The organism is Enterobacter sp. JMULE2 (assembly GCF_013337145.1).
Lineage (GTDB): Bacteria > Pseudomonadota > Gammaproteobacteria > Enterobacterales > Enterobacteriaceae > Enterobacter > Enterobacter mori.
Genome location: NZ_SGWD01000013.1, coordinates 278,628 through 292,033, shown reverse-complemented (window position 1 = coordinate 292,033; position 13,406 = coordinate 278,628). Strand labels below are relative to the sequence as shown.

At 56.7% G+C, this 13,406-nt stretch carries 11 protein-coding genes and 4 pseudogenes; 5 read left to right on the top strand and 10 right to left on the bottom strand.

Annotated features, from left to right (window positions below):
* Positions 1-49: 49 nt before the first annotated feature.
* Positions 50-1,234, top strand: a complete 1,185-nt coding sequence (gene emrD, locus EXW94_RS13610; RefSeq protein ID WP_174340316.1) for a multidrug efflux MFS transporter EmrD — start codon at positions 50-52, stop codon at positions 1,232-1,234.
* Here the strand turns inward: emrD and EXW94_RS13605 are convergent.
* The 5 genes and pseudogenes from EXW94_RS13605 to EXW94_RS13585 form a co-directional block, all read right to left on the bottom strand.
* Entirely contained in the window at positions 1,137-2,225 is a 1,089-nt protein-coding gene (locus tag EXW94_RS13605) for a glycoside hydrolase family 5 protein (RefSeq protein WP_174340315.1), read from the bottom strand. The two genes, emrD and EXW94_RS13605, sit on opposite strands and share 98 nt — an antisense overlap.
* Positions 2,226-2,309: 84 nt before the next feature.
* Positions 2,310-2,663: pseudogene (locus tag EXW94_RS13600) on the bottom strand (LysR substrate-binding domain-containing protein); the annotation flags it as partial.
* A 346-nt stretch (positions 2,664-3,009) separates the two neighbouring features.
* Positions 3,010-3,435, bottom strand: a complete 426-nt coding sequence (locus EXW94_RS13595; RefSeq protein WP_174340314.1) for a DUF943 family protein — start codon at positions 3,433-3,435, stop codon at positions 3,010-3,012.
* Positions 3,432-4,556 carry a DUF3289 family protein gene (locus tag EXW94_RS13590; protein ID WP_254797838.1) on the bottom strand — a complete coding sequence of 375 codons (1,125 nt, stop codon included), beginning with the start codon at positions 4,554-4,556 and terminating at the stop codon, positions 3,432-3,434. Before EXW94_RS13590 ends, EXW94_RS13595 begins: the two co-directional genes overlap by 4 nt.
* Before the next feature lie 111 nt (positions 4,557-4,667).
* Positions 4,668-5,150 (bottom strand): PAAR domain-containing protein, encoded by a 483-nt coding sequence (locus EXW94_RS13585; protein ID WP_174340313.1) that lies wholly within the window; start codon positions 5,148-5,150, stop codon positions 4,668-4,670.
* A 174-nt stretch (positions 5,151-5,324) separates the two neighbouring features.
* Here EXW94_RS13585 and EXW94_RS13580 point away from each other — a divergent pair.
* The 3 genes and pseudogenes from EXW94_RS13580 to dsdA form a co-directional block, all read left to right on the top strand.
* Positions 5,325-5,462 (top strand): annotated as a pseudogene (locus EXW94_RS13580) (Tn3 family transposase); the annotation flags it as partial.
* A 56-nt stretch (positions 5,463-5,518) separates the two neighbouring features.
* Positions 5,519-5,746, top strand: a pseudogene (locus EXW94_RS13575) (DsdX permease); the annotation flags it as partial.
* A 17-nt stretch (positions 5,747-5,763) separates the two neighbouring features.
* A complete protein-coding gene (gene dsdA / locus EXW94_RS13570) occupies positions 5,764-7,050 on the top strand; it encodes a D-serine ammonia-lyase (protein ID WP_174340311.1) in 1,287 nt (428 codons plus the stop codon).
* A 32-nt stretch (positions 7,051-7,082) separates the two neighbouring features.
* On the opposite strand, the gene EXW94_RS13565 is transcribed toward dsdA, so the two are convergent.
* From EXW94_RS13565 to EXW94_RS13550, 4 genes and pseudogenes are all read right to left on the bottom strand, one after another.
* Entirely contained in the window at positions 7,083-7,430 is a 348-nt protein-coding gene (locus EXW94_RS13565) for a DUF202 domain-containing protein (protein WP_120159003.1), read from the bottom strand.
* Positions 7,420-7,767 carry a YidH family protein gene (locus tag EXW94_RS13560; protein ID WP_023309821.1) on the bottom strand — a complete coding sequence of 116 codons (348 nt, stop codon included), beginning with the start codon at positions 7,765-7,767 and terminating at the stop codon, positions 7,420-7,422. The genes EXW94_RS13565 and EXW94_RS13560 overlap by 11 nt, the downstream gene beginning before the upstream one ends.
* A 92-nt stretch (positions 7,768-7,859) precedes the next feature.
* On the bottom strand, positions 7,860-9,182 hold the full coding sequence (locus EXW94_RS13555) for a 6-phospho-alpha-glucosidase (protein ID WP_148400153.1): 1,323 nt from the start codon (positions 9,180-9,182) through the stop codon (positions 7,860-7,862).
* Positions 9,179-10,802, bottom strand: a pseudogene (locus EXW94_RS13550) (alpha-glucoside-specific PTS transporter subunit IIBC). Before EXW94_RS13550 ends, EXW94_RS13555 begins: the two are co-directional and overlap by 4 nt.
* Before the next feature lie 221 nt (positions 10,803-11,023).
* Between EXW94_RS13550 and EXW94_RS13545 the strand changes: the two are divergent.
* Entirely contained in the window at positions 11,024-11,770 is a 747-nt protein-coding gene (locus EXW94_RS13545) for a GntR family transcriptional regulator (RefSeq protein WP_024907387.1), read from the top strand.
* Here EXW94_RS13545 and EXW94_RS13540 read toward each other — a convergent pair.
* Positions 11,738-13,399 (bottom strand): putative transporter, encoded by a 1,662-nt coding sequence (locus EXW94_RS13540; protein ID WP_042714338.1) that lies wholly within the window; start codon positions 13,397-13,399, stop codon positions 11,738-11,740. The two genes, EXW94_RS13545 and EXW94_RS13540, sit on opposite strands and share 33 nt — an antisense overlap.
* Positions 13,400-13,406: the final 7 nt, after the last annotated feature.

Genomic DNA, 13,406 nt, shown 5'->3' with positions numbered 1-13,406 from the left:
GTAGTCACTTATTCTTCATTTTTCTCTTTTGGCAAAAGTATTCAGCGACATGAAAAAACAAAGGAACGTTAACTTATTGTTGATGCTGGTGTTACTGGTGGCCGTCGGTCAGATGGCGCAAACCATCTACATTCCGGCGATTGCCGACATGGCAAAGGAACTTAACGTCCGCGAGGGCGCAGTGCAGAGCGTGATGGCAGCGTACCTGCTGACCTATGGCGTTTCGCAACTCTTTTACGGCCCGCTGTCCGACCGCATCGGGCGTCGTCCGGTGATCCTGGTGGGTATGAGCATTTTCATGGTGGCAACCGTGATTGCGATGATGACCCATAACCTGACCGTATTGATTGCCGCCAGCGCCTTACAGGGTGTCGGAACCGGTGTCGGCGGGGTGATGGCGCGAACCTTACCGCGCGATATGTATCAGGGCACCCAGCTCCGTCATGCCAACAGCCTGTTGAACATGGGTATTCTGGTCAGCCCGCTTCTCGCCCCGCTGATTGGCGGCCTGCTGGACACGATGTGGTCCTGGCGCGCCTGCTACGCCTTCCTGCTGGTGCTGTGCATCATTGTCACCTTCAGCATGGCGCGCTGGATGCCGGAAACGCGCCCGCAGGACGCGCCGCGCACGAAGCTCATCACCAGCTACAAAACGCTGTTCGGTAACGGCGCGTTCACCTGCTACCTGCTGATGCTGATCGGCGGCCTGGCGGGTATCGCGGTGTTCGAAGCCTGCTCCGGCGTGCTGCTGGGCGCGGGGCTGGGTCTGAGCAGCATGGTCGTAAGTATTCTGTTTATTCTGCCGATCCCGGCGGCGTTCTTCGGCGCGTGGTTTGCCGGACGTCCGAACAAACGCTTCTCCACCCTGATGTGGCAGTCGGTGATCAGCTGCCTGCTGGCGGGTCTGATGATGTGGATCCCGGGGCTGTTTGGCGTGATGACGGTCTGGACGCTACTCATCCCGGCGGCGCTGTTCTTCTTTGGCGCGGGCATGCTGTTCCCGCTGGCGACCAGCGGCGCGATGGAGCCGTTCCCGTTCCTTGCTGGCACGGCAGGTGCGCTGGTGGGCGGTTTGCAGAACATCGGTTCCGGCGCGCTGGCCTGGCTCTCCGCCATGATGCCGCAGACCGGGCAGGCTAGTTTGGGTTTGTTGATGACGCTGATGGGGCTGCTGATTTTACTGTGCTGGCTGCCGCTGGCGTCGCGTGTCCCGCATCACGAGCAGCCGGTTTAACCGCACGATGGCCCGGCTTCTCGCCGGGCTTTTCACAGACGGGCGCAATCATCGCCTGTAGTAACGGCTCTGGCGCAGGCCGCCAGGCGCCCTCTTCCCCGTCGTAAAACTGGAAGTCCGCGTTCAACGCATACGGGATTTTCGCCTTTTGCAGCTCGCAGGCCATAAAGGTGGCGAAGGCCAGCTGCGAAGCGGTTGGCGTGAGGTGGTTTGACTCCCCCACGCCCCAGCCCCCGACCCAGCTAACGTGCCCGGTTTTTTGCTGCCAGCGCAGCGCGGTATTGATGCGGTTATTGATAGCCGCTTTCTCCGCCGCCGTGCCGGACGTCCACGGGTATTTACCGCTATTTTTCAGCGGCCCCCACGGGAAAATATGCCACTCCGCCAGCAGGTAGTTTTGACTGTGCGCAGGCAGCTTCAGGCTGGATAAATCCTCCGGCGCGGCACGCAGGCGTGGCGCAATAAAGATCATGCGCTGCGGATCAATGTCGTGGATCGCTTTAATGGTTTTTTCATAGACGCGGTTTAGCGACGTGAGGTTGTGATTAAGCTTGTCGGCGGGCTCATAAATGAGATCAAAACCCAGCAGCGGGTAGCTCTGACCGAAATAGTGCGCCACGGCAATCCACCAGTTGATCGTCTCTTTCTCGTTATCGGCTTTCGGGTCGTTTTTATATTCATCAGCCTGATAAGCGACTATCGGGATCACGCCATACTGCTCGCAGGCTTCTACCAGCTTGCGCAGGTGGATCAGCCGCGCTTCCGTCGGCTCATCGGCCACGCGGATGCGCACGTGGGTAATGCCTTTTGCACGAAAATCCCGTACCACCAGCGGGTCGAATTCGCGTATGCCGCGCTCGGTACGCGCCCAGTCCACATCCATCCCGACGCCAAGCTGCTGCGCATAATGGGCAGCCGTCAGCGGCGGCTCAGCGGCAATCGCCCAGCCGGAAGAGATCAACAACGCAGTGGCAATAAAAGGCTTTAACACGGTTTACCCTGGATAAATCGAAAGCATTACCTGTATTTAGCACGCTTTTTCACATTTGGTGTAGAGCGAAAGCGTAATAATTCGTCAACCTGCCAGCTCTCTCAGCCAGCCGATAAAGGCATCTATTTTCGGCCACTGCCGGCCAGAAAGCGTCGAGATATAGTAATGCTGATGACACTTGAGGGTCTTTTCACCAAACGGGGCGATAAGCTCGCCCCGTTCGAGCCGTTTCTGCACCAGCCGTTTTCTGCCCATCGCGACGCCGACGTGATTGATGGCCGCAATAATCGCTAAATCGGAACGATCAAAGCCAATGCCCGACGATGGCGGCATATTCACCGCAAAGTGCTGTGCCCAGCTCAGCCACTCATCCGTACCGGAATCATTGCTCCAGGCCTGACGGTCGTGGAGTAATGCGCAGTGGATGGGGTTTGAGGGCCAATAGAACGAAACGTGCACTAAGAAGATAATTCATTGTTTATAATTATTTTAGTTGTGTATCTTTGAGTGAGTCGAAAACTCACGTTAAGAGCTTTTGGTAATAAGATTGTCAAAAATGATCCACATATTAAGGGGTCTTTAAGTAGGTACCAGGGTGCGACTACATTGAAAGAACAGTATTTTGGTATCTGCGGTCTCGTATACCCAGTCACCCGGTTAAGCAATTCCCCAACTGACTTAACCTTCGATCGAATCACCTCCCCCATGTGGTTTTTTCGTTTACAGGACAAGAGATTACGCGCGAAAAAAGGATCTCAAGAAGATCCTTTTGATTGTTTAATACCTAATCGTAATACAGTGCAGCATTGGGAGCACTTCCTACCGACATAAGAGGTTTTTTCTCAATACACCGCGCATCTACAGACATTTCATAAAAACAAAGCAGGTCAGAGTCTTGATCTGTACCGTGGTCGATCCGATACCCATCGCCAAAGTCCATAATGGTTACATTGTAATAACCATCATCATTTTTATGCGGAATACCGTACTTTCCCTGAATCATGGTCTTATTAGCTTCCCACCAAGCGATCTGACGGCTTTTCAGATATGGAAAATGTTTGACCAGCAAAATATCTCCATGGCAGTCATACATTTTGCTGCACACGTTCTCCCCATGAACAGCAGATATTTCAACCGGCGTAAGAAACTGCCACAGTACATAGCCGCAGACAGCCACTACAATCGCACCGCCGATCTGTCGCTTATTCACTCCACATCTCCCGTTATCTCCACGGTGGCATTCATCTCAGTGATAAATGGCTTATACCCGTATTGATCCCAGCGCTGGAGTGCGAACCACAGACGGAAAATTCGGAACTCACGGTACACAGGGTTAAGAACATCATCGTCATCAAGGCCAAAGTGATCCTGAACCCGGTAATGAACCATTGCCCTGTAACTGTTACCGCTCACCTGCAGTGATACCAGCGTGATATGTGTCGACCAGGTATCATGGACAGTGATAACCAGCCCATTGGTGTTATCTATCTTACGATCAAACTTAGGAAGTATTGCCTCACTGATTTCTCTATAAAAAACGTTCTCCTTAGATAAAGGGATAAATCCATATTCATAATCAATGGCAGACTTCATGGCTTTTTTTATTTTCAACAACGAGCTTTTATCTGAATGGTCATTCAGGATCTGCTCTTTCAGTGCCTGATCCAACAACGGGCTGCTGTACGGCGTGCCGTAGTTCTCCTGCATATGCGTAATCATCTCGGTGATGATGCTCTTGTACGGACCGTGGAAGGAGTACAGCCTCGCCAGCTCACGAAACTCATCAAACATCAGCCGAGTCGCCTCGCCCTTGCTGATAGACGGCATCTGCTGCTCAAGGCTCTGCATCGCATAAGGGGAATACTGGGTGGCGGTGCTCGCTGTCGGCTGCAGTTTCAGCGTTCTGGGGTTCACCTTCGCGGACACATTGTCCACGTCGATATAAAACTGATTACGCAGTGCCAGCGTATCCAGATCGCCATAGCGCATGTCTTTAGCCCGGTAATCATCCATCTGCCGCACTGTCTGGTAAATCCGCGCCGGCAACGGAAGAGGTTCAGGGCGGGGCTTTTTCGCCGCCTGTGCGTGCTGTTCCGGCTCCGGGGCTGCAACTGGTGCCATCCTGGCGCTTGCCGCTGACAGCTGCGGGATCGTACCCGGTGCAATCAGAAAATTGGTCCCCTGCGGGCACCCGCAACGGATCTCCGCGCCGTCCACCGCAACAGCGACACTGTTTGAGCACCGGTGATCGCCATCCACAATGATCCCCACTTTCCCACATTTCGGGCAGGGGGTGGTCTTGTCGCCAATATAGAGTTTTAGCAACCCCATGACCGACATACCGGGCCGGGCCGCGATACATTGTGCCCCAGAGGTGGTTTTATCTCCGTGTAATCCGACATTCTTGCCGTGAACGCTACACCCTCTCATGATGGACATAATTCAGCCCTCTGCCGGTAAAAAATCGTCATCCACCGGCAGCCCTTTCAACTCATTCAGCATACATCTCGCCTGTGGTGTACTGATAATCACATCGCCGTTACTCAGCCTGCTGCCGACCAGTGCAATACTCTGCTCACCTTTCCGAAATTTCGAACCACTGCCGGTAACAATCCGGGCAGTGGTCCCGTCCGGGTAAACCACCTCATCACCAACCAGCGCAATATTAACTTTCTGCCCGCCATCAAGCTCGATTTCAGCTCCATTCCACACAGCCCGAACCACCCCGCCTCGCCGGGTCAGCGCCCCGTCAACCGCGATCCGGTAAATCGCCACCACCGGATGTTCACGCATGAATACCTCCTGCTCTTCAACAGCCTGATGGGCCCCCTCAGACATCGCAGCCTTCTTCTCAGCTGAAAATGGCGGACGCGCCATTGAGGCGGCTAATTCCGGGGTCAGTTCATTGGTGTATTGTTGTGACATATAAAATCCCTCTTTTTACTATGGTTTATGTGCTTATAGTAACCAGACGGTAGCTTTTAACCAAAATTAAATGGCGACTTTCTGGTGTTCTAAGCGGACTTCCCTTTCTCAAGAATTTTATACATCGTGGAACGGACAATGCCGAGCGGCCGAGCTATCGCCGTGGCCCCGTTCCGCCATGCTGTGGCGCGGGCGATCTGTTACGAGCAACGCGCTGAGATCAGAAAGCGCTATCGTGAAGGGCAGAAAGATCAACTGGGTGCGCTGGGCTTGGTCAATAACGCAGTGGTATTGTGGAACACGCTTTATATGTAGGAAGCATAGAGTTGATTGTTTTAACCATCGTAAAACTGAAGTTTCACCCGTTCCTCGCGCCGATGCTTCCGCTCTACCCGAACGTCAGCCCGGAGATCATCACCATTGCCATCGGTTCCGGCGCTATTGGCTGCACGATCGTCACCGATTCCCTCTTCTGGCTGGTGAAGCAATACTGCGGCGCGACCCTGAATGAGACCTTCAAATACTATACGACGGCGACCTTTATCGCCTCGGTGCTTGCACTTGGCGGCACATTCCTGCTTTCTTTCATTATCTGAGCGCGAAGAGACGTACTATGGAAAACGCAACTATCACTACTTTAACCGCACAGTTTCCTCTGGTTGAGGATCTGGTTGCCCTGAAAGAAACCACCTGGCTTAACCCGCGCACCACGACGCTTGCAGAAGGGTTGCCCTATGTCGGGCTGACCAAAGCCGACGTGGACGACGCGCACGCGCGCCTCAACCGCTTCGCGCCGTATCTGGCGAAAGCCTTCCCGGAAACGGCGGCAACGGGCGGGATTATCGAATCCGAACTGGTCGCCATTCCGGCGATGCAAAAGCGGCTGGAGAAAGCGTCCGGCAAGGCCATTCCCGGCACCCTGCTGCTGAAAAAAGACAGCCATCTGCCGATTTCCGGCTCGATTAAAGCGCGCGGTGGCATCTATGAGGTGCTGACCCATGCGGAAAAACTGGCGCTGGACGCCGGGTTGCTGAGTATTGAAGACGACTACAGCATTCTGCTGGAACCCCGCTTTAAGGCGTTCTTTAGCCAGTACAGCATCGCGGTGGGCTCAACCGGCAACCTCGGGATGTCCATCGGGATTATGAGCGCCCGCATCGGCTTTAAGGTGACGGTGCATATGTCTGCCGACGCCCGCGAGTGGAAGAAAGCCAAACTGCGCAGCCACGGCGTCATCGTCGTGGAATATGAGCAGGATTACGGCGTGGCGGTAGAGCAGGGACGAAAAGCGGCAGAAAGCGATCCCAACTGCTTTTTCATCGATGATGAAAACTCGCGCACCTTATTCCTGGGCTACGCCGTTGCAGGCGAGCGCCTGAAGGCGCAGTTTGCCGAACAGGGCCGGGTAGTGGATGCGGAGCATCCGCTGTACGTCTACCTGCCGTGCGGCGTCGGCGGCGGCCCTGGCGGCGTGGCGTTTGGCCTGAAGCTGGCCTTTGGCGATAACGTTCACTGTTTCTTCGCGGAGCCAACGCACTCACCGTGCATGCTGCTGGGCGTCTACACCGGCCTGCACGATGAGATTGCCGTGCAGGATCTGGGCATTGATAACGTGACGGCGGCGGACGGTCTGGCGGTAGGACGCGCCTCCGGCTTCGTGGGCCGCGCGATGGAGCGCCTGCTCGACGGGTTCTATACGCTTTCCGACCAGAGCATGTACGACATGCTCGGCTGGCTGGCGCAGGAGGAAGGGATCCGTCTGGAACCGTCGGCGCTGGCAGGCATGGCCGGGCCGGTGCGCGTTCATTCGCATACCAACGTTACCCACCTGGTGTGGGCGACCGGCGGCGGGATGGTGCCGGAAGACGAGATGGCGAAGTATCTGGCTAAAGGGAAGTAATTATGCCGGGTGGCGGCTGCGCCTTACCCGGCTTACAGCTGCAAAATTTGTTGAATGTGGGTTACCGCAAACAGCAGTGACAGCGATAGCACGGCCAGGGCGATGAGGAACTTATCCCGCACCGCCTTCGGCTGTACAAAGTCATTCTGCGCCACGTCCATCAGGTTACGGCTGCGGGTATAGCGCCATAAAATGATAGCCACCAGCGCCAGCACAACCACTGAGATCCAGAATGGCACCCCCGTCCGGTGCCAGTTGTGCTTAATCGCCAGGGCAATCAGCGCGCCATACCCCAGCAGCGTTCGCAGCCACGCGAGCGACGTCCGCTCTGGCTGCAGGCCGGGGTCCGCTTCGCGTCGCGCTTTGCGGCTATCCGCCATAGAACACCAGCACCATTACCACGCCCGCCACCGTCAGCAGAATCGTGCTGATAATCAACAGCCCGCGCGTATAGGGCAGATCCTGCTTCAGACGCATCGCCTTCTCATTGCGCAGCCAGCGCAGGTAGCCATAAATCGCCAGCACGCCCGCGAACAGGCACAGCAGCAGCGCCAGCACTTCACGGATCAGCGGCGTGGCGAAATCCGGCGCGAGCTGATCGAGGCCCACCCCTGCGGCAAGAAAGCCCAGCGCGGTGCGGATCCACGCTAAAAAAGTGCGTTCATTAGCCAGAGAGAAGCGGTAGTCCGGCGCTTCACCGAGGCGGGAAATTTTCATGAAGGTTCCTTGTCGTGCTACGGGCAGGCTTCAGCATAGCGTAAATCGACAAGGACAAGGAGACCGGCATCGGGCGATGCCGGTCAGGACGATTAATGCAGCTCTGGCCAGTACGCTTTGTTGGCCTCGATCAGATCATCCAGAATCGCTTTCGCGACGGACGCGCTCGGCACGGTTTTCGACAGGGTGATCGCCTGCCAGAGTTTCTGGTACGAGCGCTGCTCCCAGGCATCCACCACCAGTTTTTCCACCGCCACCTGCTGGCTCATCAGCCCTTTCTGAAAGTGTGGAATATCGCCCACCGTGAGCGGTTCCGGTCCGTTATGGCCTACCAGGCACGGGATCTCCACCATCGCGTCGGCATCGAAGTTATGGATGGCCCCGTTGTTTGGCACAATCAGCAGCATCCGCTCCTGGGTGTTAAAGGCAATCGCGGTTGCCAGATCGACGATGTACGACGCGTGTTCGTCGATTTCCAGCTCGCCGGCGGAGGATTTTCCCGCCTCGATAATCGCCCGGCAGGAACTGAACACGTGCTTCTCACGGTGATCCATGACCTCATTGGCGCGGGTGCGTTCCGGGTTGGAATGCGCGACCACGTAGTCCGGGAACAGGTAGTACTTCAGGTAGGTGTTCGGCATGGTCTCCGGATCCAGCGCCTGCACGTCTTTTGCTTTGGCAAAGGTATCGTTCCAGCTCGCTTCGGTATGCGCATCTTCCGAAGGCGGAACATAGCCGTTTTTCGCCACGTATTCGCGCAGTTTCGGCATAAGATCGTTGCCGTTGAGATCTTCAATCGACGTCCACCAGCCAAAGTGGTTCAGGCCATAGTAGCGCACGCGCATCTCTTTGCGGTCCTTCAGGCCGACAATCTGCGCCATACGCCCTTCAATGCCGATCGGCATATCGCAAATGTTGAGGATTTTAGCGTTCGGACGCAGGCGGCGCGTGGCTTCCGCGACAATCGCCGCCGGGTTGGAGTAGTTCAGCATCCACGCGTTCGGGGAGTACTGCTCCATATAGTCCACCAGCTCCAGCACGCCGCCGATAGAGCGCATGCCGTAGGAAATCCCGCCAGGTCCGCAGGTTTCCTGGCCCAGCACGCCGTGGCGCAGCGGAATTTTTTCATCTTTTTCACGCATCGGGTATTTGCCCACGCGGATATGCGCCATCACGAAATCCACATCGCTAAACGCCGCTTTAGGATCGGTGGTGTAGCTGAACTCAATCTCCGGCGCCTGCTCCCTGAGGATGATTTTGCACGCTTCGGCGATGGTTTCCTGACGTGCGCCGTCGTTGTCATAAAATTTCAGGGCGCGCAGCGGGAAACGGTCACGGTTGGCTAACAGCATCAGGACGATACCAGGCGTAAAGGTGCTGCCGCCGCCTGCAATGACAACTGAGAATTTTTTCATGATATAGCCTCTGTCAGGGTGGTTTGTTCATTTGTTAAAGGAGTTTTCATCAGCGATTCCAGCTGGTCGCGCACCTGAGGAACGTGCAGGCCGACAATCACCTGAATGCCGTTGCCGCGTCGCACCACACCGTGGGCGCCGAGGGCTTTGAAGACGTCATCGCTTTGGGTTTTCGCCATATCGACCAGGGCGATACGCAAGCGGGTGGCGCAGTTGTTAATGCTTTCGATGTTGGCCGCGCCGCCGAGCGCCTGAAGGAACCCGGCAGCCTGCCCGACCTGCTGGCTGGCCGCTGCCGGGGCGGTGGTTTGCCCGCGCGCCGCCTTATAGTCGGCCTTGCTGTAGAGTTTGATTTCGCTCTCTTCCCGGCCCGGCGTTTTCAGGTTGAGACGTTCGATCAGCGTTTTGAAGACCACGAAGTAGATCCCGGTGAAGCAGATGCCGATGCCGATCTGGGTGAATACCGTCGAGGCGTGGTTATGGAACATCGGGATCCAGTTTTGCGGCAGGAACTGGTCCAGCAGGCCGCCGCCCATGTTCCCGACCACGCCGAAGGCGTACATCACCGTTGCCATGGTGGCTGCCAGCACGGCGTGCACGGCAAACAGCAGCGGCGAAATAAACAGGAAGGTGAATTCGAGGGGTTCAGTGATGCCCACCAGCACGGCGGTGAGCGTAGCCGGGACCAGCAGGCCCCGCCACCTTGACGCGGTTTTCCGGCGACGCGGTGTACCAGATAGCGAATGCAATCCCCACCGAGCCAAACACTTTTGAGTTGCCGTGCAGCGCGAACCCGCCTTCCGGGAAGAGGATTTTCAGCGGCAGGGTGCTTTGGCTGAATTCCTGAAGGTGCTGCGCCCAGTAGACCTGAATGCCGCCTTCTACCGCCGCCGGGCCGAAGATAAACGGACCGTAGACGAAGTGGTGCAATCCGGTTGGGATCAGAATGCGTTCCAGGAAGGTATACACCCACACGCCCAGCGCACCGGCAGAGCGCAGGAACGCCTGCAGGGACTCGATGCCCATCTGCACTTTCGGCCAGCCCAGCAGCGTCAGCCAGGCGCAGGGGATCATGACGAAGAACGCGAGGATAACGACGAAGGAGCTACCCTGGAAAATCCCCAGAAAGACCGGCAGCGGCTTGTCGAAGTAGCGGTTGTGGATGGCGGTGACGATGCCTGAAATCACAATGGCGCCGATGATGCTGGTATCGAGCGTTTTGATCCCGGCAATCATCGCCAACCCGCTACCCGCCGTCGGTTCGGCGGAGAAGTCGACGCCAAAGAAGTGGCCCCAGGTCATTCCCATCGCGTTAATGAAGTAGTTCCAGGTCAGAAAGCTAATCAGCACCGCCAGACAGGCGCGGCCCTGCGCCTGCTTCGCCAGGCCAATCGGCAGGCCGACGGCAAAAATCAGCGGCATATTGCGAAACACCGCCCAGCCGCCCTCTTCAATGATGTGAACGATCTGCGCAAAAAGATGATCGGGGGCGGTTAAGGCTTCGCCGACAAACAGCGGGTTGCGAAGCATGATGGCGATTCCCACCACGATCCCGGCGAACGGAAACAGCAACACCGGGGTAAACATGGCACCGCCAAAACGTTGTATTTGACTGAGCATTTTTAAATCCTCATGAAACAACCTGTAGGGGTAGAGGCCTTTATGGTTTTTTGCTGGCCTGAGGTGAGCATAAGAACTTACTGATGCGCGAACATGGGGTGCCGCTGCGATTCGTGATCGCATTCATGGTTTTATTTTGACCAATCAGGTCTACTTTTTGCGGTAAATATGGACATGTCAGGACACAATCCACGCGTTAATATGGGCAGAGAGGTCTACTGGTGATCTACAAATCTATCGCCGACAGATTGCGGCTGCGGCTGAATTCATCGGACTACAACATCGGCAGTCCGCTGCCCGGCGAAAAAGCGCTGGCGCAGGAGTTTGGCGTGGCGCGAATGACCATCCGCAAGGCGCTGGATCTGCTGGTGAGTTGGGGGTTGGTTGAGCGGCGGCACGGCAGCGGAACCTTTGTGTCGCGCAAAGACGTCCACCACGAAACCACCAACCTGACCGGGCTGGTGGAGGTGCTGCGTCAGCAGGGAAAAGAGGTGCAGAGTAAGGTGCTGCAGTTCGAAGTGATGCCCGCCCCGCCCGCCATCGCCAGCCAACTGCGGATTCAGGTGGATGAGCGGATCTATTTTTCCCGGCGGGTGCGCTACGTGGACGGGAAGCCGCTGATGCTGGAGGACAGCTTTATGCCGGTGAAGCTTTTCCGCAACCTCTCGCTGGCGCATCTTGAGGGGTCTAAGTTTGATTACATCGAGAAGGAGTGTGGGATCACCATCAGCGGCAACTATGAGAGCCTGACGCCGGTGCTGGCAGATAAAACGCTGGCCGGTTATATGAACCTGCCGGAACAGACGCCACTGCTGCGCATTACCTCACTCTCCTACAGCGACAGCGGCGAGTTCCTCAATTATTCCGTGATGTTCCGTAATACCAGTGATTACCAGGTGGACTACCATCTGCGGCGCATCCACCCGGACGACCTGCTAGCCCATCCCCCAGAACAGCACCGCCAGTAGCTGCGGGGTGATGATGCGCAGGAACATCACCAGCGGATAGACGGTGGCATAGGAGAGCGCGGCCGCACCGCTGGTGGCGTGCAGGTTGTTAGCAAAGGCCAGCGCGGGCGGATCGGTCATGGAGCCCGCCAGCATGCCGCACAGCGTCAGGTAGTTCATTTTGGCGAACATCCGCGCCAGTATGCCCACCGTCAGCAGCGGGATCGCCGTGATGAATATGCCGTAGCCGACCCAGCTCATCCCTTCACCCTTGACCAGGGTATCGACAAAATCTCCGCCGGATTTCAGTCCGACAACCGCCAGGAACAGCACGATGCCCAGTTCGCGCAGCGCCAGGTTGGCGCTCGGCGGCATAAACCAGTAGAGCTTCCCGATACAGCCGATACGCCCGAGGATCAGCGCCATAATCAGCGGCCCGCCCGCCAGACCCAGCTTGAGCGCCACCGGGAAGCCCGGCACGTACACAGGAATAGAGCCAAGCAGCACGCCGAGCCCGATACCGATAAACACCGGTAGCATCTGCACCTGCTGCAGTTTTTGCTGGGCGTTACCCACCATATCCGCCACGGCGTCGATGGACGACGGGCGACCGACCAGGTTGAGGATATCCCCGAACTGCAGGCTGGCGTCCTGGCTGGCAACCAGTTCGACACCCGCACGGTTAAGGCGGGAGATCACCACGTCATAGCGCTCTTTCACCTGCAGATCGCGTATTTTCTTGCCCAACACCTTTTCATTGGTCACGACAACGCGCTCGACGCGCATATCGGTGCCGCGGGTTGAGAGCGAGGTATCCACTTCCTGCCCAATCACCAGACGGGCGTTGTTTAAATCGCCGGGCTGACCGACCAGGTGCAGCAGATCGCCCTGCTGAATGACGGTGCCGGGCGCGGGCACCATCAGCATATCGTCACGCTTAAGGCGGGAGCAGATGATGTTAGCGCTGTTGAGGATCGGCACGTCCTGAATCGCCATATTGTTCAGGTTGGGGTTATCGACGCGAATATTGATGGTTTTGATCGGCATATGACCGTTGGTGAGCGTGGTTTCATGATCCATCGCCTCTTTTTCAACGTTGACGCGAAACAGGACGCGTACCAGCCACATGGAAAGCAGAATGCCGCAAATCCCAAACGGATAGGCCATGGCGTAGCTCATCCCCATCTGGTCGACGATGCCGGGTTCGATACCCAAATCGCGCAGGATTTGCTGGCCCGCGCCGAGCGCTGGCGTGTTGGTGACCGCCCCGGAGAAAATGCCCAACACCACGGGCAGCGGGATATCGAAGATTTTGTGCAGAATTGCGGTGACCAGCCCGCCCATCACCACAATGCCGAGGGCAAACAGATTGAGTCGCAATCCGGAGACCCGAAGTGAAGCAAAAAAGCCCGGCCCGACCTGAATACCGATGGTATAAACGAAGAGGATCAGGCCGAACTCTTGAGTAAAGTGGAGCATTTCGGCGCTGAGGACCAGCCCGAGCTGGTCGGCAAAGTGCCCGACAAAAATGCCGCCAAACAGCACCCCGCCAATCCCAAACCCGACGCCACGGATTTTAATATTCCCTATCCACAGGCCAACAACAGCAACCAGGGCCAACACGCTGACGGTTAACGCGATATCACTCATGATCCAC